The following is a 20175-nucleotide window of genomic DNA, read 5'->3' on the forward strand; positions in this document are numbered from 1 at the left end:
GTTTGTCCGTACATCTTGCGACAAGGGTTGAGCGTTACCGTGTGGCGGTGAAGGTCGCCTTTGTCTGCACCGGCAACATCTGCCGGTCCCCCGTGGCAGCGCTCGTGTTCCGTGAGCGGGTGTTGCGCGAAGGATTGTCCTCCCACGTCGAAGTGTCCAGTGCGGGCACCAGCGGCTGGCACGTGGGGGACCCGGCCGATCCGCGTGCGCTCAAGACGCTGGCGGACAACGGCTACCCCACCGACCACGTGGCCGCGCAGGTCGGTCCCGAGCACCTCGACGCCGACCTGCTCGTCGCACTCGACTCCGGTCATGCGCGCGCGTTGCGCCGGATGGTCGGTCCTGATCGCGTCCGGTTGCTGCGGTCGTTCGACCCTGACGCGGACGGCGTGGACGTGCCGGACCCGTACTACGGCGACCGGCAGGGCTTCGACCAGGTGCTGGGCATGATCGAGGCGGCGGTGCCGGAGCTGCTGGCGTGGGTGCGGGAAAGGCTTTGAGGCGCAAGGTCCAGTCCGCGCGGGCCACGGCGGCGGAGGCGGCCGGCCTGCGGTGGTTGCGCGTCGACGGCGGCCCCGCGGTACCAGTCGTGCACTCGGCGGACGGCGGCGAACTGGTGATCGACGAGGTCCCGGTCGGCCCGCCGGATCTTCAGGCGGCCGTGACCTTCGGGCGCCGGTTGGCCGCACTCCACCAGGCGGGCGCGCCGGCGTTCGGCGCACCGCCACCCGGTGGGCCGCGGGAGGCCACGATCGGACAGGCGCCGATGGTCAACGAACCTGCGCCGTCGTGGCCGGAGTGGTTCGCGTCACAGCGGATCGAGCCCTACGCGGTGCGGGTCGGGCTGGACCTGGGCGAGCTGTACGAGCGCATCGCCGACCTCGCCGGGCCTGCCGAGCCGCCCGCGCGGCTGCACGGGGACCTGTGGAGCGGGAACGTGCTGTGGGGCGCGGACGGGCAGGTGTGGCTGATCGACCCCGCGGCGCACGGCGGGCACCGGGAGAGCGACCTCGCGATGCTGCGGTTGTTCGGCTGCCCGTTCCTCGACCACGTGCTCGGGGCGTACCGGGAGGTCGCGCCGCTGGCCGACGGGTGGCGAGAGCGGGTGCCGCTGCACCAGCTGTTCCCGCTGCTGGTGCACGCCGTGCTGTTCGGTGGCGGATACCGGACAGAGGCGGTGGCGGCGGCGCGGACCGCTTTGCGGGGAAGATGAGGGTCATGGACCTCACCACCTGGACCTGGCTCAACGAACCGGCGAAGTGGTCGGCCACCCCGCTGACCGTGCACGCCGACCCCGGCTCGGACTTCTGGCGCCGCACCGGCAACGGGGTCGTGCGTGACAGCGGTCACCTCTACGGCGTCACGCTGGCCGGCGACTTCACCATCACCGCGACCTTCTCCGGCGAGTACGCGGCGCAGTACGACCACGCGGGCATCGGGCTGCTCGTCGACGACGAGACGTGGATCAAGGCCGGCGTCGAGCTGTTCGACGGGCAGCTGCGTCCCAGCGCGGTCGTGACCCGCGGTTTCTCCGACTGGAACCTGGCTCTGACCGGCGACTTCGAGCGGTTCACCGTCTCCGCCGAACGCCGCGGCGACGCGGTCTGGATCCGGTACGGCGTCGACGGCGAGGAGCCGACCACGGTGCTGCGCCAGGCCTACTTCCCGCCGGACATCGAGACCAAGGTCGGCGTCATGGCCGCCAGCCCGGAGGGTGAGGGGTTCGTGACCCAGTTCCAGGAGGTCCAGGTCACGCATCTACCGTGAGGTGGTGCGGTTCAAGTTCCTCCTCAAGCCGGGCTGGCTGGCGCTGACGCTGGCCGTCTGGGTGTTCGCGGGTGCGTGCGTCTACTTCCTGGCGCCGTGGCAGTTCGGCCGCAACGACGAGCGCCAGGGGCAGAACTCCGCGATCACCAAGTCGCTGGCCAGTGCCGCGGTGCCGTTCGGCGCGCAGCACGACGAGTGGCAGAAGGTCGAGCTGAAGGGCCGGTACCTGCCCGACGGGGAGGCGCTCGCCCGGCTGCGCACGGTCCAGGGCGAGGCCGCGTTCCTCGTCATCACGCCGTTCGAGACCGACAGCGGCAAGAAGGTGCTGGTCAACCGCGGTTACGTGCGGCCGGTCAACGGCATCAAGCCGCCGGGGTTCGCCCCTGCCCCCACGGGCGAGGTCACGATCGTCGGGCTCGCGCGCACCAACGAGTCGGACGCGCGACCGGCGATCCAGCAGGACGGGCACCGGCAGATCTACTCGATCAACAACGACGCCGTCGGGCCCGGCATCGAGCCCGGTCACTACCAGCTGATCGACGGCCAGGCGGGCGCGCTGGACACCATGCCGCTGCCGCGGATCGAGTCAGGGCCGTTCTACTCCTACGCGCTGCAGTGGATCGCGTTCGGCGTCATGGCGGTCGGCGGGTGGTTGTACTTCACGATCCGCGAGGCGCGGCCGGGCGGTGCGCTCGACACCGCGCCGAAGGCGAAGGCGAAGCGGAAGTCGATCGCCGAGCTACTTGCGGAAGACGGCGACGAAGGCGCTGACCAGGGCGGCACCGTGGCCGACGACGCGGGACAGCTCCACGGCACGCGTCACGTGACCTGAGTCGGGGTTGCGGCCGTGGCCGAGCACCGGCCGTTCCTCGACGCCGTGCGAGTACACCGTGCGGCCGCCCAGCCTGATCTCCAGCGCGCCCGCGAAGGCCGCCTCGACCTGGCCCGCGTTCGGTGACGGGTGGGCGGCGGCGTCACGGCGCCACGTCTCCCACGCCTGCGGGGCCGAGCCGCCGACGACCGGCGCACCGCCGACGGTGAGCAGCGCCGCCAACCGTGAGGGCAGCAGGTTCAGCACGTCGTCCAGCCGCGCGGACGCCCAGCCGAACCTGAGGTACCGCGCGGACCTGTGGCCGACCATCGCGTCGAGCGTGTTCGCCGCGCGGTAGCCCAGCAGGCCGGGCACGCCGAACGCGGCACCCCACACCAGCGGGCCGACGACGGCGTCGGACGTGTTCTCCGCCACGGACTCCACGGTCGCGCGCGCCAGGCCGAAGGTGTCCAGCCGGGCTGCGTCGCGGCCGCACAGGTGGGGCAGCCGGGCGCGGGCGGCCTCGACGTCACCGGAGTCGAGCTCGCGGCCCATGGACGTGCCCTCGTCGGCCAGCGACCGGCCGCCGAGCACGGTCCACGTGGCCACGGCGGTGGTCAGCGCCTGCGCGAGCCAGTGCCGGCGCGCGAGCCGTTCGACGGCGATCCCGCCTGCGACGACGGAGCCGACCAGGACGGTGGTGTAGGCGACGCCGGCGGCCCTGGAGTCGGCGTGCACGCGCTTCTCCAGTGCCGCGGCGGCGGTCCCGAATGCCGCTACCGGGTGAAATCGGCGTGGATCGCCGAACACCGCGTCCGCGGCCACGCCCAGCACCAACCCCAACGCGCGACCCGCGCCCACGGCATCCTCCCCAGCTCGTCGAAGGCACGGTAGCGCCGCACCGCCCGGGCACGCGCATTAGGGTGGCCGGTCGTGGAGCACAAGAGGCTGAAGCTGTACGCCTATCTGGACGCGCGCGATCACCAGCGCACGTACCTGGCGATCATGCGGCTGTTCACCTCCACGTTGCTCGCCGACCTCAGCGCGGGCGAGGTCGCGGGAGCGCTCGCCGGCCAGGAGCGCGAGGGCCGTGTCGAGCAGGGCGAGTCGCGCATCGAGAACGTGATCAACCGGCTGCGGCAGCTGGTCGAGTGGGGCAACCTGGTGCAGGGCCGGCGCGAGGTCGTGGCCGCGAGCATCGCCGAGTTCCAGCACGGCAGCGTCCGCTACCAGGTCTCCAAGCTCGCCGTCCGCGTGCAGCGCGACGTCGACGAGCTGCTGCGGGTGCCCGAGGGCGCCCGCGAGGTGTCGCGCGAGCTGCTGCCCGCGATCGAACGCGGCCTCAACGAGCTGGGCGGGTCGCTGTCGGTGGCGTTGCTGAACGAGGGCGACAAGACCAGGGAGCTGCTCGCCGAACGCGTCACCACCCTGTTCCTGCAGCACGCGGAGCTCGCCGCCACGGTCCGCGACTTCTACGCCTACCTCGGCCAGGTCGTGACGCGCAACCACCTGGCGCCCGAGGAGATCGCGGGCTTCCGCAGCCTGCTGGTCGAGTACATCCAGCGGGTCGTCGAGGACGTGCTGAAGTACACGCCGCCGATCGCGGCGGCGCTCGCCGCGCTTGCGAAGGCCCGTTCCGAGCTGCTCCGGCTGCTCGGCACCGACCTGGGCGCCCACGTCGAACGCGCCCGCGGCCGCACGCCGGAGGACTGGCAGGAGCTGACCGACTGGTTCGTCGACCGGCCCGGTCGGCCGAGCCAGGTCACGGCGTTGCGCGAGGCCACCGCCCGCGCGATCGGCAGCCTGCTGGCGAGCGTGAAGCGTGCGACGTCCGGTGGCGGCCTGCTGCCCGGCCGGCGGGCCGAGCTGCTCAAGCTCGCGAGCTGGTTCGACGGCGCCACCCGCGAGGAGGCGCACGAGATCTACGCCTCCGCGTTCGGCCTGTACTCCTCCCGCCACCTCTCCCCCGCGCCCGAGCACGACTCCGACAACGAGCGCACGCCGTGGCGGGACGGCCCGGTCTGCGACGTCACGGTCAGCGTGCGGTCGCGCAGTGACCGGGGCGGGCGCGGGCGGCCGTCGCGCATCCTCGACGACCCGATGACCGAGCAGTCGCTGCTGGCGGAGGCGCGTGAGGCGGAGGAGGTCCGCGCGCGGCACGTGGCCGAGCTGACCTCCGCGGCCGGGAACCTCGGCGGCACAACGCTGTCGCACGGTGCGCTGGAGGTGTTCTGCGAGCTGCTGACCCTGGCGATGGCGCAGCGCGACTCACCGCGCGACAGCGGGTCGGCCAGCGATCCCGTGCGCGGGTTGAAGCTCGCGATCACCCCCGGCACGACCACTCAGATCAAGTCCGCCGCCGGGACGCTGACGCTGCACGACGCCACGGTGGCCCTGGAGCGATGAACCACTTCGACACCCTCTCCGAGATCGACGCCGCGAACGTGGTGCGGTGCGCGCGAACGTTGCTGCGCAGGCCGTTGCTGCGCTCCGAGGGCCCGGACGGCGAGCTGCTGGCGCTCGTCTACCGGCACCGGGCGGTGCTGCAGGACCTGTTCGCCGGGCTGCTCGGGTACCGGCTCGTGGTGGAGCGCCGGTTCGCGCGGTTGTACAAGTCGGGGCCGGGCAACGACGACACCCGCGGCGTGCTGAGCATGTCGCCGCGCGGGTACGCCTACCTGGCGCTGACCCTGGCCGTGCTGACCGGGACCGGCCGGCAGGCGCTGCTGTCCCGGCTGGTGGCCGACATCCGGTCCGCCGCGGCCGAAGCGGGCATCAGCGCACCCGACGACGTGACCGAGCGGCGGGCGCTGACCGCGGCGCTGCGGCACCTGGTGTCCCTCGGCGTGCTGCAGGAGACCGAGGGCTCGGTCGCGCAGGACGTGGTGCCGCAGGAGGCGCTGATCACGATCGACACGGACCTGCTGGGCCAGCTCGTGACCGGCCCGGTCGGCGAGGCCGACTCCCCGGCGCGGCTGGTCGAGCTGGCGGCCAGACCGGGTCCGCGCGGTGTCGAGCACGCGGTGCGGCGCAAGCTGGTCGAGACGCCGCTGGTGCTCTACGCGGACCTGCCCGCCGACCAGGCGGAGTGGCTGCGGCGCAACCAGCGCAAGGAGACGGCGCTGCTGGAGCAGGCCTTCGGGCTGTTCACCGAGTGCCGCGTCGAGGGCGTGCTGGCCGCCGACCCCGAGGACTACCTGACGGACCTGTCGTTCCCCGGTGTCTCGACGGTCGCGCGCATCGCGCTGCTCGCGTTGCCGGACCTGCTGGACGACCCGTCCGACGACGCGCCCGCACGGCACGTCGTCACGGTCGACCGGCTCCGCGAGGTCTGCGCGCGGCTGGTGGAGGACTACCCGGCCGCGTGGTCGAAGCAGTTCACCGACGACCTCGACCGGCTGGTCGCCGAGGTGGCGGAACTGCTGCGGCGCATGGGACTCGCGGTCCCGTGCGCCGAGGGCTGGTCGATCAGCGCTGCCGCGCACCGCTGGCTGCCGTCACCCGACGGCGACCCGGAACGAGAACAACCGGAACCCGTTGTGGTGCGCGAAGTGCCGAGCTGGTCCCTGTTCGACGAGGAGAACGTGTCATGAGCAGGTGGCGGCTGCACCGCGGCGGCGTGGTCAACATCTGGCAGTACACCGAGCAGACGTTCGACTTCTCCGGTGGCCGCGCGATCTTCCAGGGCACCAACGGTTCCGGCAAGTCCCGCACGCTGGAGCTGCTGCTGCCGCTGTGCCTGGACGGCGACCTGCGCCAGCTCGGGTCCAAGGGCTTCGACACGGTCAGCATCCGGCGGCTGATGCTCGACGACTACGACGGCGGGCCGAACCGCATCGGCTACGCGTGGGTGGAGCTGGTCCGCGAGGCGGCCGACCACTCCGGCAACGAGTATCTGACCTGCGGTCTGGGCGTGAAGGCGTCCAAGACGTCGCAGGCGATCACGGACTCGTGGCGGTTCGTCACGCCGATGCGGGTCGGCACCGAGCTCCAGCTCGCCGGCCCGGAACGCGTGCCGCACGGCCCGGCGCAGCTGCGGGACCTGATCGGCGCGGACTGCATGTTCGAGGAACCGGCGTTCCGCGCGAAGGTCGCCGACGCGGTCTACGGCGTGCCCGCCGCACGTTACGGCGACCTGCTGCACCTGCAGCGGACGCTGCGCAACCCCGACGTCGGCCTGAAGGTGCTCGAAGGCCAGCTGGAGCAGATCCTGTCCGACGCGCTGCCGCCGCTGGACCAGGCGATGGTCGAGCAGCTGGCGACGTCGTTCGACGACCTGGAGTCGATCCGCGAGAACATCGTCCGGCTGTCCACTGCGGACAGTGCGCTGTCGACGTTCCTGAAGACCTACTCGGACTACGCGTTCGGTGGTCTGCGCTCGGCGTCCGAACGGCTGGACGCGGCGGAGAAGGCGCTGACCCGGTTGCAGCGCGAGCAGTCGAAGCTGGTGTCGGAGCTGGACCTCACGCGGGTCGAACGCGCGGCGGCCGAGCAGGCGCTCGTCGACATGGAGACCGGCGAGCAGCAGGCGGAGGAGACCATCGCGGCGCTGAAGGAGCTGCCGGCGTTCCGCGACCTGCAGGACCTGAAGACGCGCGAGAACCTGGTGGCGCAGATGCGTTCCTCCGCCGTCGCGGCGCTGGAGACGGCGCACCGGCAGCGGGCGCAGGAGGACGCCGCGGTCGACACCGTGCTGCGGTTGCTGCGGCGGCTGGCGGAGGACCTGTCGGCGGCGGACGCGTTGACCGAGCCGTTGCGGGAGAACCTGCGCCTGGCCGGCATGGACGTCGACCTCGCGCCGGTGGTGCCGCAGGTGCCGGCCGCCGAGGCGACGGTGACCATGGCGACCGTGCGCGCCAAGCCCGATCCCGAGGCCGCACCGCTGCCGATCGACCGCCGGGTGCCGCCGGCCGCCGCGGGCGAGGAGGTGCTGGCCGAGCTGGCGACCGCGGTCGAGCGGGCAGCCGGGATCGCCTCGCTGGCCCGGCAGCGGGGCGCGCTGGCGCTGGCGCTGCACGAGCAGGCGCTGGCGCTCGACGCGCAGCAGCGCGAGGTGGAGTCGTTGCGCGGCAAGGCCAGGGACGCGCAGCTCGCCGCCACGGAGTCCACCGCCCTGCGCAACCAGGAGGCGCAGGAGCTCGCCGAGGCCGTGCAGACGTGGCTGGCGCAGGTGCAGACGTGGACGACCAGCGGGCCGCTGGTCGACGAGCGACCGGGTTTCACCCCGTCGAGTGAGTCTCGATTCGCCGGTTCGGCCGCCTCGCAAGGAGGAAGCGCGCGGGAGGGCGACGGGGAAGCACCGGACCTCGACCACCCGGCGTTCCCGCTGCCCGCCACGGTCACCCCGGCCTCGGCCAAGGCGCTGACCACGGCGGCCCGCGAGTGGGTCGGCCCGCTGGTGCGCGCGGCCCGCGACGCCGCCCACGCCCACGCGCAGCAGCGCGCGGACCTGCGTGCCCGCCTGGACGCGCTGGACGAGGAGCTGGTCGGCCTGCGGTCCGGTGCCGAACGCGTGCCGCTGCCCGGCCGGTACGTCTCGGCCGACCGCGACCCGGCCACCGGTGCCCCGTTCTACCGCCTGGTGGACTTCGCGCCGGCGCTCACCGACGCCGAACGCGCGGGCCTGGAGGCCGCCCTGCAGGCCAGCGGCCTGCTCGACGCCTGGGTCACGCTCGCCGACACCGAGCTCACCGACGTGCTGGCCGTCGCCAGCCCGCCGGTCGAGGGCCGCACGCTCGCCCACGTGCTCGTGCCCGCGGTGGAGGGGTCGCCGGTGCCGGAGGGGTTCGTCGCGGACCTGCTGCGCGCGGTGTCGCTGGACGACCGGGAGGGCCTGAGCCTGACCACGGACGGCGTGTGGCGCGCGGGGGTGCTGACCGGGTCGTGGACCAAGCCCGAGGCCGAGTTCATCGGTGCCGGCGCGCGGGAGGCCGCCCGCGGGCGGCGGATCGCGGCGCTGGAGGAGGAGCTCGCGGAGCTGCGCCGGCGGCTCGGCACCGCCGAGGACGAGCTGGCCCGCGCGCACGAGCACGTCGCGACGTGGGAGGCGCACGTGGCGGCGTTCCCCGGTGACGGCGAGCTGATCGCGAAGCACAGCCGGGTGCAGGCCGCGGAGGAGTCGGCGGCACGCGCGCGGCAGCGGACGTTCGAGCTGCGGGAGGCGCTGGAGGACGCCGGTTCCCGGCTGGAGGCGGCCCGCGGCGAGCTCACCCGCCAGGCGGGCGACGCGGGCCTGCCCGCGGACACCGAGGCGTTGCGGCAGGCCAGGACGGCGGCCGCGGACGCCCAGCGGACCGCGGACCTGCTCGCCGACGCGGTGCGCAGGCGGTGCCAGGGCACGATCTCCGACCTCACCGACGCGTCGCACCGCTACCACGAGGCCGTCGCGGACCGGCAGACCGCGGAGGCCGACGCCGACGCGCGGTGCGTGGACCACGCGGCGCAGGCGGGGACGCTGGCCGAGCTCACCGACGCGGTCGGCGGCGAGGCCAAGGAGATCAGCGAGCAGCTCACGCAGCTGGAGAGGTCGCGCAAGAAGATGCGCGCGGACCTCAAGGGCGTGCGCGAGGGCATCACGACGGCGCGCGAGCAGGCCGCGAAGCTGGAAGCGTTGCTGGAGACCAACTCCACCCAGGTCACCGAGGCCGCGGCGGCGAGGGAGCGGGCGAGCGGCACCTTCGCGGCGACCGTGCGGGCGCCGGGGTTGCTCGCGGCCGCGTTCCCGGACTGGGACGGCGAGACGGGTGAGACCGCGGTGCGCCAGGCGATCGCGGCGGCGGGCGACCGGCGCGGCGGCACCGAGGCCACGGTGATCGCGAAGCTCCAGGCGCTGCAGACGTCGCTCGCGGGCAGCCACGACATCGCCGCCGAGCAGCACGCGGGCCTGCTGACCGTCACGGTGACCGGCGAGGAGGGCGCGAAGCCCGTCGCCGTCGCCGCACGGCAGGTCTCGACGAGGCTCGGTGAGCAGCGCGGGTTCCTCGACGAGCAGTACCAGGGGATCTTCGCCGACTACCTGATCCGCGACCTGGCGGAGTGGCTGCGCGGGCAGGTCGCCGTGGCCGAGGACCTGACCAGGCGCATGAACGAGGTGCTGTCGCGGGCGCGGTCCAGCCAGGGCGTGCACGTGAAGCTGGCGTGGAAGTCGTCGGCGGCGCTCGACGACCAGACCCGGCAAGCGCTTGCGCTGGTGCGGTTGCCGTTCGGCGAACGCACGCCGGAGCAGGACGCGACGCTGCGCCGGGTGTTCACCGAGCGGATCGAGAACGAGCGCGACACCCACTCCGGCGGCTACGCGGAGATCCTGTCGCGGGCGCTCGACTACCGGACGTGGCACCAGTTCACGGTCACCGTCGGCGACACCGGCCCCGACGGCAACCCGCGCGAACGCCGGCTGCGGCAGCTGTCGTCCGGCGAGACGCGGCTGATCTCGTACGTGACGCTGTTCGCGGCGGCGGCCAGCTTCTACGACGCGGTCAGCGACGAGTTCGACCCGCTGCGGCTGGTGCTGCTGGACGAGGCGTTCGAACGGCTCGACGACCCGACGATCGCGCGCATGCTGGGGCTGCTGGTCGACCTCGACATGGACTGGGTGATCACCTGGCCGAGCGGCTGGGGCGTGTCCGACAAGATCCCGCGCATGCACATCTACGACGTGCTGCGGCCCAAGAACGGCCGGGGTGTGGCGTGCACGCAGACGACGTGGGACGGCGCGGTGCTGGACCGCATCGACCCCTAGCAGGACACCTCGGCACCCCCGCCCGGCAGACCGGCCCCGCCGGTGCTGCCGGGCCGTTGTGTTGTTCACCTGATCTTGTGCGGACTCCGGCGCCCCCGTGACGGTGGCTCCAGCGGGCCCGTCGCGACAACCGCGACGGTCGCTCCGCTGTCGAGAGGAGGTCGTCGAGGTGGTCGTTCCCGCACGTCGAAGAACCCGGTCGAGGTCGCGGCCGCGGACCGGCCGGCCGCGTGCCGCGCTGTGTCAGGCCGCCAGGTGGTGCCGCACGCGGGCACCCCGGGTCTGGAAGGGGGTGCGGCTCGTCCTCCTGCTGGTGGAGGGCGTGGTGGCGCCGTTGAAGGGGGAGGTCGCCCTCGCCGTCGCGGCGAGGGCGCTCCGCGTGGTGGGTGACGCGATCGTCGACCCTGGCAGGCACGGGCGATCGTGACACCGGGTCCGGTCGCCTCGGCGGCCGGACCGTCCCCTTCCCAGGGAACAGCACAGCGGCGCCGGAGCCAAGCGCCGGTTGTCCCGGCGATGTCGCAGGACCGACACGAAAGTGGTTTCGTTGCAACGAACGGGGAAGGGGGACGCCGCGGTGCCGATGTGCGAGGAGTGCGACGGACCCCTGCCGGAGGCGACCGAGTCGGGACGCCCGCGCCGGTACTGCTCCGACCGGTGCCGTTCCCGCGCCCACCGCGTCCGCCTGCGCGAGACCAGGCGGGCCGAGGCGCGCCGGTCCCGGCAGTGCGACATCGAGGTCGCCGGTCACCGGTGCGGGCGGGCCGCGGTCTGCGTGCTCGCGGTCGACGGGCGGGAGCTCAAGGTCTGCGCCGCGTGCGAGGACCTCGCGCTGAGGTTCCTGGTCGGTCAGGGCACGTCCGCGACGGCGGTGGAGACACGGCGCATCGACCGGCCGGACACCGGGCCCGCGCCGATCCCGCCGCGGCCGGTCGGTCAGGGGAAGGTGCTGCTGATCGAGGACGACAGCCGGGTGGTCGACGCGCTGAGCGCAGCACTGGGACGCAGGGGGTACGAGGTCGTGGCCGCGCTCACCGGCAGGGAGGGGCTGGACGCGGCGCTGGCGCACCGGCCGGCGGTGGTGCTGCTCGACCTCGGCCTGCCCGACGTGGACGGCATCAGCGTTCTGCGCAGGCTCCGCGCCACGAGCGACCTGCCGGTGATCATCACGACCGCGCGGGGCGAAGCCGCCGCCAGGGTGCTCGGCTTGGAGACGGGCGCCGACGACTACCTCGTCAAGCCGTACGACATCGGCGAGCTCGTCGCCCGCATGCGCCGCGTCACCCGGCACCGCGCCGCCGCCCGCCCGCTGGTCTACGACGACGGCGCCCTGCGCGTGGACTTCGAGCTGCGCCAGGTCCACCTCGGCGGCGAGGAGGCGCACTTCTCGGAGCGCGAGTTCCGGCTGATCGAGGTCCTCGTCCGGTCAGCGGGTACCGCCATCCCGACCGGCGTGATCGTCGCGCACGTCTGGGGCGACTCCGAGGTGACAGGGCCCAGAAAGCGCACCTTGGCGGTCCTTGTGGCCGTGCTGCGCACAAAGCTCAACGAGCACCTCGGTCCGAACGCGATCGTCGCCGCACACGGACTCGGCTACTACTACCTGCCACCGAACCGGCCCGCTTCCGGCCCACCGGTCGGGTACGGCCACGCCGATCGGCTGCTCAACCCTGACCGGCCCGGATAGGCCAGGTCCGGCTATGTTGGCGCGGTGAGCGTGTACGACCGCCCCGAACTCGCCGAGCTCTGGCGCCTGGCCCGCGAGACCCTCGAAGGCGGCGGGCGGTCGGCGTTCAGCCTGCGCGTCGAGGACGAGCAGACCGCGCGGGCCCTGTCCGAGCTGCTGCGCAAACCGGTCGCGCACCCGGCGCGGCGGCAGATCTCGTTGGCGCGGCTGGACGAACACGTCCGCGCGCACGGCAGCACGTTGCCCGAGGTGCTGGAGGCGGTGCACGGCGAGCCGGTCGGCCTGTCCGCCGAGACCGAGGCGTCGACCGCGGACGCGGTGCTGCGGTACGCGTTGCGCGAGCACGGTCTGCTCGGGCGGCCGTGGGCGGCGGAGTGGATCGAGCACGTGCGCCGGTACGGCAAGATCCCGCAGCCCGCGTTGCCGATGCTCGCGAACCAGGCCGCCGAGGTGCTGGCGCGGCTCGACCCCGGCCGCGTCACGACCCGGTTCGCGTTGGCGGGCAACGACCTCGACGACGGCCGCCCGCTCACCCGCATCGTGCAGAAGGCGTTGCAGCTCGCGGGCACCGACTGGGAACGCATGGGCGTGCTGCCCGACGCCTACGGCGACCCCGTGCTGACCTCGCAGGGCTACCTGACGCTCAACGACGTGCTGGCGGCCCGGGAGGTGACCGTCGTGCACAGCGCCCGGCTGCTCGAATCGGGTGTGCCGGGGCCGCTGGTGGTCCTGCCGGCCGGGCTGACCCCGCAGGCCCGGCACCACCTCGCCGGCAAGACCGTCCGCTGCCACGACGACTTCACGCCCGACGGCGTCCGGCGGATGAACGAGCTCCTCGACCACACCGGCGGGACGCCGTGGCGCATGTCCGCCGCCGACTACCGCGAGGCCGTGGCCACGCTGATCGCGCGCGGTGTCGAGCTGCCCACGCTGAACACCAGGCCGGAGGAGGCGAGCTGGGACCCCGACCTCGCCGCGACCATGGCCACGACCGGCCTGGTGGTCACCGAGGAGCACGTCCTGCCGTCACTCCTCCTCTGAGGGCGCGAACCGCTTGACGTCCCACCGGCCGTGGCCCTCCATCAGCTTGCGGCCGATGCGGCGCAGGTCGGCGAGGTCGCGTTCGTTCAGCAACGACGTGAAGTGCTCGGCGATCGACGCCCGGTAGACCCGCGCGGTGACACCCAGGCAGGCCTCCTCGCCCTCCGGTGTCAGGACCGCGAACACCAGCCTGCGGTTGTCCTGCGGCTGCTCGCGCGTGACCCAGCCGCGTTTGACCAGGCGCTCGACCAGCCGCGTGACACCGGACGGGCTGACGTCGAGCAGCTCGGCGAGCTCCAGCATCTTCAGCCGTCCGCCGTTGTGGTGCAGCTGGTAGAGCGCGACGTGCTCCAGCAGCGAGCACCCGGCCTCGGCCTCCATGCGCTCCCCCAGCGCGGCGCGCACCGCGTCGACGCCCTGCTGCGCGTACAGCCACGAGTAGATCGGCTCGCTCACCGGGTCATCCTAAATCAGGTTTGACGGCGCGATGTTTTCACGCTCAAATGTTGAGCATGAAAACCTCAGCGGACGTCACCGTCGTCGGCGCCGGGCCGGTCGGCCTGCTGCTCGCCTGCGAGCTCGCGCTCAACGGTGTGCGCACCACCGTGCTCGAACGCCTCACCGCGCAGGCGGACACCATCAAGGCCCAGATGATCAGCGGCCGGACGTTCGAGATGCTCGCCATGCGCGGCCTCGGGCCCGCCGTGCTGGCCGAGAGCGCGGCCGAGACCGCGAGGCTCGCCTGGTACCGGCCGTCCGGCGGGCACTTCGCCGGACTGTTCAAACTGGACGGTCTGCCGCTCGTCATGCTGACGCAGCAGGCACTCGAACGGGTCCTGGAGGCCCGCGCCCGCGAGCTCGGCGTCGAGGTCCGCCGCGGTGCCGAGGTCACCGGCCTGGACCTGGGCAGCGAGTTCGTCGTGGGCTGCGACGGCGGCCGCAGCACCGTCCGCAGGCTCGCCGGCTTCGACTTCCCCGGCCAGGGGCCGACGCTGACCGGCTACCAGGCGGTCGTCGACCTCGACGGCGAGCTGCCGTTCGGCTGGCACCGCACCCCGGCGGGCGTCTTCGCGTTCGGTCCGCTGAAGGGCCGGATCATGATGATCGACCACTCCGGCCCGCCGGAAGCGCGCGAGGTCACACCGGAGGTGCTCGAAGCCGTGCTGCGCCGGGTCAGCGGCCACGACGTGCGGATCACCGCCGTGCACACCTCGACCGTGTGGACCGACAACACCCGCCAGGCGAGCACCTACCGCCGCGGCAACGTCCTGCTCGCGGGCGACGCCGCGCACGTGCACTCGCCGTTCGGCGGCCAGGGCCTCAACCTCGGTCTGCAGGACGCGCTGAACCTCGGCTGGAAGCTCGCCACCGGCGACCTCGCGCTGATCGACACCTACACCGCCGAACGCCACCCGGTCGCGGAACGCGTGCTGCGCAACACGATGGCCCAGGTCGCGCTCACCCGGCCCGATCCGCAGGCGCGCGAGCTGCACGGCCTGTTCAGCGACCTGCTCGACCTGCCCGCGGTGCGGGAACGCATCACGGCGATGGTGCAGGGCACCGACATCCGGTACGGGACCGGCTGCGAGCACCCGCTGGCGGGCACGTTCGTTCCGGGGCTGGACCTGGCCGACGGCAAGGGAACGACGACCGTGCTCGCCGGTGAGGAGGCGACGATCAGGCCGGACGGGTACGCGTCCTGGGTCGGGTCGCGCTGAGCCGGCCCAGGACCCCGCTCACGAGGAAGAGCCGGCGCCCGACCAGGACTGCAGCATCCGGAACGCGATCGACGCGCCACCGGCGAGCCCGAGACCCGGCACGCTGCCCGGTTCCTCGATCGCCTTGCGCACGTCCGCCCGCGACACCCACTTGGCCTCGGCGATCTCGCCGTCGGCGAGCAGCAGCGGGTCGGCGGGGTCGGCCACCGCCTCGAAACCGATCATCAGCGACCGCGGGAACGGCCACGGCTGGGACCCCAGGTACCGGATGTCCCGCACGGCCACGCCGACCTCTTCGAGGACCTCGCGGGCCACGCAGGCCTCCAGCGACTCGCCGGCCTCGACGAACCCGGCCAGCACGGAGAACCGGCCCTCCGGCCACTCCGGGCCGCGTGCGACGAGCACCTGGTCGGCGCCGTCGTGCACCAGGCAGATGACGGCGGCGTCGGTGCGCGGGTACTCCTCGCGGCCGCAGCCGGAGCACGCGGTGTGCCAGCCGGACTTGGCCGGGACCGTCGGCGAGCCGCACTTGGCGCAGAACTTCGCCAGGCGGTGCCACTGGAACAGCGCCGCCGCCGTGGTGAACAGGCCCGCCGACATGTCGTCGAGGGTCGCGCCGGCCTGGCGCAGGTCGAGCCACTGCGGCTCGTCGGTCAGCTCCGGCGCCGACCACGCGCGCGGCGTCACGGGGGCGGCGTCGTCCTCGGCGGGCACCGGCACCGCCCAGTAGGCCATGTCGTCCTGCACACCCAGCAGCACGGCGTTCAGCGGCGGCCTGTCCCCGAAGTCGGTGGCCGGCCGGTCGACGACCCTCGTGCCGCGGCCGGACACCAGGGTGCGACCCCTGGTGTCGACCACGATCATGCGCGACTTCGGCCAGATCGCGGCGATCTGCTCCTCGTCGCCGCGCACCGGCTCGGTGCGGTCGACCGCGGCCCGCGACAGCGCGGGCAGGCCGACCAGGTCGAAGCTCACGGAACCCGGACCCCTCCCAGCGCCCGGAGCTTCGGCGCGAGCTGCTCGGCGTCGCCGACCAGCACACCGGTGAAGTTGCCGGGGGCGAAGAACTCCAGCGCCGCCGCCGCGACCTGCTCCGGCGTGACGGCCGCGAGCCGCTGCGGGTGGGCGACCAGCCAGTCGATGTCCAGGCCCAGTCCGGCGAGGTTCACCAGGAACGACGCGAGGCCGCCCTGCGACGACGTGGACGTGAGCAGCGACCCGATGGCGTACCGGCGCGCGACGTCCACCTCGGACTCCGACGGCGGCACCATGCCCAGGCGGGCCAGCTCGTAGCGGGTCTCCAGCAGCGCCGCGGCCGTGACCTCCGACGCCGTGTCCGCGTCGATCAGCAGCGTGGCGCCGTGGACCGTGAACTCGGGGTGCGACCGCGCGCTGTAGGTGTAGCCCTTGTCCTCGCGGATGTTCTCGACCAGGCGCGAGGAGAAGAACCCGCCGTAGACCAGGTTCGCGAGCTGCAGCGCCGGGTAGCGCTCGTCGGTGCGCGGGATGGCCTGCGCGGCCAGCCGGATCTGCGACTGCACGGCACCGGCGCGGTGCACCAGGTGCACGTCACCGCCTTCGACCCGCGGCAGCGGCGGCAGCTGGACGGCCTCGCCGTCACCGGCCCACGACTCCAGCGCCGCGCCGATCTGCGCGACCGCCTCGGACGGCTCCACGTCGCCGACGACGACCAGCACCGACCCCTTGGGCAGCAACGCCTTGCGGTGCAGCGCCAGCACGTCGTCGCGGGACACGGCGGCGACCTCGTCGGCCTCCGGCATCTCCTTGGCGTACGGGTGGTCGCCGTACAGCACGCGCTGCAACGCCTCGCGGGCGATGACGTTCGGCTGCGAGCGGGCGATCGTGATGCGCTCGACCAGGCGGCCGCGCTCGCGCTCGACCTCCTCGGCCGGGTAGGAGGCGTTGGCCAGCACGTCGCGCAGGACGTCGAGCACCGTGCCGAAGCCGGTGGCCAGCGCGTTGCCGGTGAAGCTCAGCCGCTCCGGGTCGACCACGGCGTCGAGCTCGCCGCCGACCAGCGCGAGCTCGGTGTCGATCTGCACGCGGCTGCGGTTCGCGGTGCCCGTCAGCACGGTGTTGGCGAGGATCTCCGCCTGCGCCGCGTGCGTGGAGCCGCTGCCGGGCTCGGCCGGGTCGGCGAACGGCACGCGCAGCCGCACCTCGACCATCGGCACGGTCGCGCGCTGCACGGCGATGACGCGCAGGCCGTTCGGCAGCGTGGTGTCCACAGTGGACAGCTCGGCGGCCACCTTCTGCGCGCCCAGCTCCGGCAGCGGGCGCGGACCGGTCTCGGTGCGCCCGATCTCCTCGGCGGAGCGGTGGGTCTTCGCGGCGGTCACTGCGTTCCTCCGGTGGGCTTGACGAAGAGAAGTGCACGGGCGTCGGGGCGCAGCGCCTTGGCGGCGGCCGACACCTCGTCCACGGTCACCGAGGCGATCCGCTCGGGCAGTTCGTAGATGAGCTCGGCGCGGCCGAACAGCAGCTCCGCCGAGCCGAGGCCCAGGGTGCGGTTCGTGAGCCGGTCGTGCTCCTTGTGCATGGTCGACGCCCAGCGGGCGGTGACCTTCGCGAGCTCCTCGACCGACGGCGGTTCCTGCGCGAGCTTCTGCAGCTCCTCGTCGATCGCGGCCACGACCTGGTCCGGCGAGACCTCGGCGGTGTGGATCGCGGTGATGCTGAACGTGTCCGGGTCGCGCGCCTCCAGCGGGCCGAACAGGCCGCAGCCGGCGTTGAGGTCGATCACGATTCCCTCGCGGTGCACCAGGCGCTGCTGCAGGCGGGAGCTGTCGCCGTCGGTCAGCACGCCGGCGAGCACCAGGTAGGCGAGGTAGCCGTCGATGTCGGTGCCGGGGTCGGGCACGCGGTAGCCGATCGCGATAGCGGGCAGCGGGGCCAGCGCGTCGCCGTGCTCGTGGCGCACCTCGCCCTGCGGCGCGGGCTCGGCGAACGAGGGCCGCTCCGGCTTCGGCCGCGCGGGCACGTCACCGAAGTGCTTCTCCACCAACGCCTTCGTGGCCTCGACGTCGAGGTCGCCCGCGACCGTCAGCACCGCGTTGGACGGCGAGTAGTAGGTGTCGAAGAACTCCGCGCAGTCGTCGACCGTGGCGCTCTCCAGGTCGACGAAGTCGCCGTAGCCGTTGTGCGCGTTGGCGAACGTCTTGAACAGCACCGGCGGCAGCAGGATCCACGGGAACCCGCCGTACGGGCGGTTCAGCACGTTGAGCCGGATCTCCTCCTTCACCACGTCGATCTGGTTGCGGAGGTTCTCCTCGGTGAGCTTCGGCGCGCGCATGCGGTCCGCCTCGAGGAACAGCGCGCGCTCCAGCGCCGCCGAGGGCAGCAGCTGGTAGTAGTCCGTGTAGTCCGGGTGCGTCGACCCGTTGAACGTGCCGCCCGACGACTGCACGTGCCGGAAGTGCGCGAGCTTCTCCAGGCTCTCGCTGCCCTGGAACATGAGATGTTCGAACAGGTGCGCGAAGCCGGTGCGCCCCTCGGGTTCTGAGCGGAAGCCGACGTCGTAGTGCACGCTGACGCCGACGACCGGTGCGCTGGCGTCGGGGGCGAGCACCACCCGCAGGCCGTTGGGCAACGTGAACCTGTGCAGTTCGGGTGAGGCCATGCCTGCCAGCCTACGGGTTCGGCGCCCGGAGCGATCGCAGGTGGCCCGCCTGGGCGAGCACGCCGTCGAGCGCCCCGAGGAACGCCGGGAAGCTGCGCCGGAAGTCGGTCGCGCCGCCGTACCAGTAGAGGTCCTGCCGGCCGAACGTCGCGAGCCACCGCTCGGTCTCCCCGAGCACCACCGCGTACGGCAGCGACCGGGAGAACACCAGCTCGCGGTCCTCCTCCGGCACGTCGTCGGGCGTCACTCCGTGCAGGTACCCGCGCAGGCCGCGGACGTGCACCAGCAGCTCGCTGCCGCGCTTGGTGCGGGCGGGCATCGAGCGGGCGCCGAACGCCAGCGCCACGCCGGCGACCGCGACGGCCAGGCCGAACAGGGCGTTGCCGACGGTCAGCGCGAGCGCGACCGTGGCCACGACGCCCAGCGCCGCCACCACGACACCGACCCACCAGAACAGGCTGCGCTCGGAGTCCGGGCGGCGGGCGAACCAGCGCTTCTCCACCACGTCGGCGTAGAGGCGGTCGCGGACCAGTGCCAGGTCGATGCCGCGGCCGCGCAGCTCGGACACGGTCACCGCGTCCGCGCCGGCGGGCAGCAGCGCCTCGTAGACCGCCCGCTCGTAGCCCGACAGCGAGGCGTCGGCCGGGTTGCGGCGCACGATCTGCCAGTCGTGGCCGAAACCACCCTCCTGGCTCGTCTCGGCGATCCACAGGTAGTTGCGCACGGCCAGGTCGATGACGGTGGCGGTCACGTCGACGACGTCCACGTGCTCGTCGACGACCGTGCCGACCTGGCCGGGCAGCACACCATCGGGTGAAGCGAAGGCGACCCGGTCGTTCTGGTCGCGGACCAGCACGCTGACCGCGCCGACGTCACCGGCGAGCGCCGCCGCGTCCCGGCCGCGCAGGAACCACAGCAGGGCGACGCCGCCGAACAGGAGCAGCAGCAGCCCGCCGAGCGCGGCACCGCTGACCGGGGTGAGCGCGAACGCGGCGGCCAGCCCGGAGGACTCGACCACGACGGCGTTCGCGGGCACGACACCGGCGGCCAGCCCGACCGCGACGTCGACGCGTTCCCCCGCGGCGAGCTTGATCTCCTGCGCCCGCACGCCCTTGCCGTCGGCGAGGTCCGCGCTCGTGCACGGCTGCGACGAGCCGACCGGGCCGGCGAGGCAGTTGACCGACGTCGGCGAGTCGGGCGCGGAGAACGTGGCGGAGACCTTGTCCAGCTCGACGTCCCAGCCGCCCGCGACCTGCCAGCGGACCTCCAGCGCGTCGCCGACGGGGGCGACCGCGCCCCCGACGGTGTAGGTGACGGTGGCGTCGCCGCCCTCCAGGCGCAGCGTCAGCTCGTCCCCGCTGACGGTCGCGCTGCCCCTGCCCTCGACCTTCGCGTCGGTGATCGTGAACTGGCGCTCCAGGTCGTTGCCGACCGCGAGTCGCAAGGGGACGGTCCGGTTGACGGTCTTCCCGTCCGGCACGTGGACCTTCTCGGTGACGGAGAGCCGCGCGTCGCGCTCCAGCTTCATCCGCACCTCGGTGCTGACGGTCCCCGGCAGCGGCTGCGCGAGCGCACCGGCCGCCGCGCCGACGGGCACCGCGGTGGCCAGCGCGGTGGCGGCGAAGAGCGCCAGGCCCCAGTTTTTCAACACGGCTGCGGACAATAGCGGAGTCCCCATAAGCTCTGGCGCTGTTCGCACCAGGCGCCATCCGGGGGATTTCCGACGATGACGGCACCACCGCCGTGCCTGCGACACGAGCTCGGCGGACGGCA

Annotated in this window: 17 protein-coding genes; 11 read left to right on the plus strand and 6 right to left on the minus strand. The window is 73.2% G+C overall.

Annotation, left to right across the window (positions count from 1 at the left end):
• Positions 1-47 precede the first annotated feature (47 nt).
• The 4 genes from ACZ7CF_RS09360 to ACZ7CF_RS09375 are packed head-to-tail and all read left to right on the plus strand — an operon-like array spanning position 48 to position 2599.
• Positions 48-500 (plus strand): low molecular weight protein-tyrosine-phosphatase, encoded by a 453-nt coding sequence (locus tag ACZ7CF_RS09360; protein ID WP_470369360.1) that lies wholly within the window; start codon positions 48-50, stop codon positions 498-500.
• Positions 497-1213, plus strand: a complete 717-nt coding sequence (locus ACZ7CF_RS09365) for a fructosamine kinase family protein (protein WP_458429247.1) — start codon at positions 497-499, stop codon at positions 1211-1213. Before ACZ7CF_RS09360 ends, ACZ7CF_RS09365 begins: the two co-directional genes overlap by 4 nt.
• 5 nt (positions 1214-1218) lie before the next feature.
• A complete protein-coding gene (locus ACZ7CF_RS09370; protein ID WP_458429248.1) occupies positions 1219-1767 on the plus strand; it encodes a DUF1349 domain-containing protein in 549 nt (182 codons plus the stop codon).
• 4 nt (positions 1768-1771) lie between these two features.
• A complete protein-coding gene (locus ACZ7CF_RS09375) occupies positions 1772-2599 on the plus strand; it encodes an SURF1 family cytochrome oxidase biogenesis protein (protein ID WP_470369361.1) in 828 nt (275 codons plus the stop codon).
• Here ACZ7CF_RS09375 and ACZ7CF_RS09380 read toward each other — a convergent pair.
• A complete protein-coding gene (locus tag ACZ7CF_RS09380; protein ID WP_470369362.1) occupies positions 2507-3439 on the minus strand; it encodes a cobalamin biosynthesis protein in 933 nt (310 codons plus the stop codon). The two genes, ACZ7CF_RS09375 and ACZ7CF_RS09380, sit on opposite strands and share 93 nt — an antisense overlap.
• A gap of 72 nt (positions 3440-3511) precedes the next feature.
• Between ACZ7CF_RS09380 and ACZ7CF_RS09385 the strand changes: the two genes are divergently transcribed.
• The 6 genes from ACZ7CF_RS09385 to ACZ7CF_RS09410 all read left to right on the plus strand — a co-directional run bounded on the left by ACZ7CF_RS09385 (position 3512) and on the right by ACZ7CF_RS09410 (position 13044).
• Positions 3512-4984, plus strand: coding sequence for a DUF2397 domain-containing protein (locus ACZ7CF_RS09385; RefSeq protein WP_470369363.1), 1473 nt, complete (start codon positions 3512-3514; stop codon positions 4982-4984).
• Entirely contained in the window at positions 4981-6171 is a 1191-nt protein-coding gene (locus tag ACZ7CF_RS09390) for a TIGR02678 family protein (protein ID WP_360386431.1), read from the plus strand. The genes ACZ7CF_RS09385 and ACZ7CF_RS09390 overlap by 4 nt, the downstream gene beginning before the upstream one ends.
• On the plus strand, positions 6168-10316 hold the full coding sequence (locus ACZ7CF_RS09395; protein ID WP_470369364.1) for an SbcC/MukB-like Walker B domain-containing protein: 4149 nt from the start codon (positions 6168-6170) through the stop codon (positions 10314-10316). Before ACZ7CF_RS09390 ends, ACZ7CF_RS09395 begins: the two co-directional genes overlap by 4 nt.
• A 292-nt stretch (positions 10317-10608) precedes the next feature.
• Complete coding sequence (locus ACZ7CF_RS09400; RefSeq protein WP_360386426.1) at positions 10609-10743, plus strand: hypothetical protein; 135 nt, start codon at positions 10609-10611, stop codon at positions 10741-10743.
• Positions 10744-10863: 120 nt separating this feature from the next.
• The gene (locus ACZ7CF_RS09405) at positions 10864-12003 is read left to right on the plus strand and encodes a response regulator transcription factor (RefSeq protein WP_360386423.1); all 1140 of its coding nucleotides are present in this window, start codon (positions 10864-10866) and stop codon (positions 12001-12003) included.
• Between the two features lie 24 nt (positions 12004-12027).
• The gene (locus tag ACZ7CF_RS09410) at positions 12028-13044 is read left to right on the plus strand and encodes a DUF2399 domain-containing protein (RefSeq protein WP_470369365.1); all 1017 of its coding nucleotides are present in this window, start codon (positions 12028-12030) and stop codon (positions 13042-13044) included.
• Here ACZ7CF_RS09410 and ACZ7CF_RS09415 read toward each other — a convergent pair.
• Positions 13030-13500 (minus strand): MarR family winged helix-turn-helix transcriptional regulator, encoded by a 471-nt coding sequence (locus tag ACZ7CF_RS09415; RefSeq protein ID WP_360386418.1) that lies wholly within the window; start codon positions 13498-13500, stop codon positions 13030-13032. The genes ACZ7CF_RS09410 and ACZ7CF_RS09415 overlap by 15 nt on opposite strands.
• 56 nt (positions 13501-13556) lie before the next feature.
• Between ACZ7CF_RS09415 and ACZ7CF_RS09420 the strand changes: the two genes are divergently transcribed.
• Positions 13557-14762 carry an FAD-dependent monooxygenase gene (locus tag ACZ7CF_RS09420; RefSeq protein ID WP_470369366.1) on the plus strand — a complete coding sequence of 402 codons (1206 nt, stop codon included), beginning with the start codon at positions 13557-13559 and terminating at the stop codon, positions 14760-14762.
• Positions 14763-14780: 18 nt separating this feature from the next.
• Here the strand turns inward: ACZ7CF_RS09420 and nudC are convergent, their stop codons facing one another.
• From nudC to ACZ7CF_RS09440, 4 genes are read right to left on the minus strand one after another with little or no spacing between them, the layout of a single operon-like run.
• The gene (gene nudC, locus ACZ7CF_RS09425) at positions 14781-15737 is read right to left on the minus strand and encodes an NAD(+) diphosphatase (protein ID WP_470369367.1); all 957 of its coding nucleotides are present in this window, start codon (positions 15735-15737) and stop codon (positions 14781-14783) included.
• Positions 15734-17122: a M16 family metallopeptidase gene (locus tag ACZ7CF_RS09430; RefSeq protein ID WP_360386412.1), complete on the minus strand. Its 1389-nt coding sequence runs from the start codon at positions 17120-17122 to the stop codon at positions 15734-15736. Before ACZ7CF_RS09430 ends, nudC begins: the two co-directional genes overlap by 4 nt.
• Entirely contained in the window at positions 17119-18402 is a 1284-nt protein-coding gene (locus ACZ7CF_RS09435) for a M16 family metallopeptidase (RefSeq protein ID WP_360386409.1), read from the minus strand. Before ACZ7CF_RS09435 ends, ACZ7CF_RS09430 begins: the two co-directional genes overlap by 4 nt.
• Positions 18403-18412: 10 nt before the next feature.
• Positions 18413-20053, minus strand: coding sequence for a DUF2207 family protein (locus ACZ7CF_RS09440; protein WP_458429256.1), 1641 nt, complete (start codon positions 20051-20053; stop codon positions 18413-18415).
• Positions 20054-20175: the final 122 nt, after the last annotated feature.

It is taken from the genome of Lentzea sp. NPDC036955 (genome assembly GCF_055608005.1).

Bases quoted from the DNA above. Each gene is read 5' to 3' on its own strand.
- ACZ7CF_RS09370 (WP_458429248.1), top strand. From the start codon at position 1,219: ATGGACCTCACCACCTGGACCTGGCTCAACGAACCGGCGAAGTGGTCG.
- ACZ7CF_RS09390 (WP_360386431.1), top strand. From the start codon at position 4,981: ATGAACCACTTCGACACCCTCTCCGAGATCGACGCCGCGAACGTGGTG.
- ACZ7CF_RS09395 (WP_470369364.1), top strand. From the start codon at position 6,168: ATGAGCAGGTGGCGGCTGCACCGCGGCGGCGTGGTCAACATCTGGCAG.
- ACZ7CF_RS09420 (WP_470369366.1), top strand. From the start codon at position 13,557: ATGAAAACCTCAGCGGACGTCACCGTCGTCGGCGCCGGGCCGGTCGGC.
- ACZ7CF_RS09435 (WP_360386409.1), bottom strand. From the start codon at position 18,402: ATGGCCTCACCCGAACTGCACAGGTTCACGTTGCCCAACGGCCTGCGG.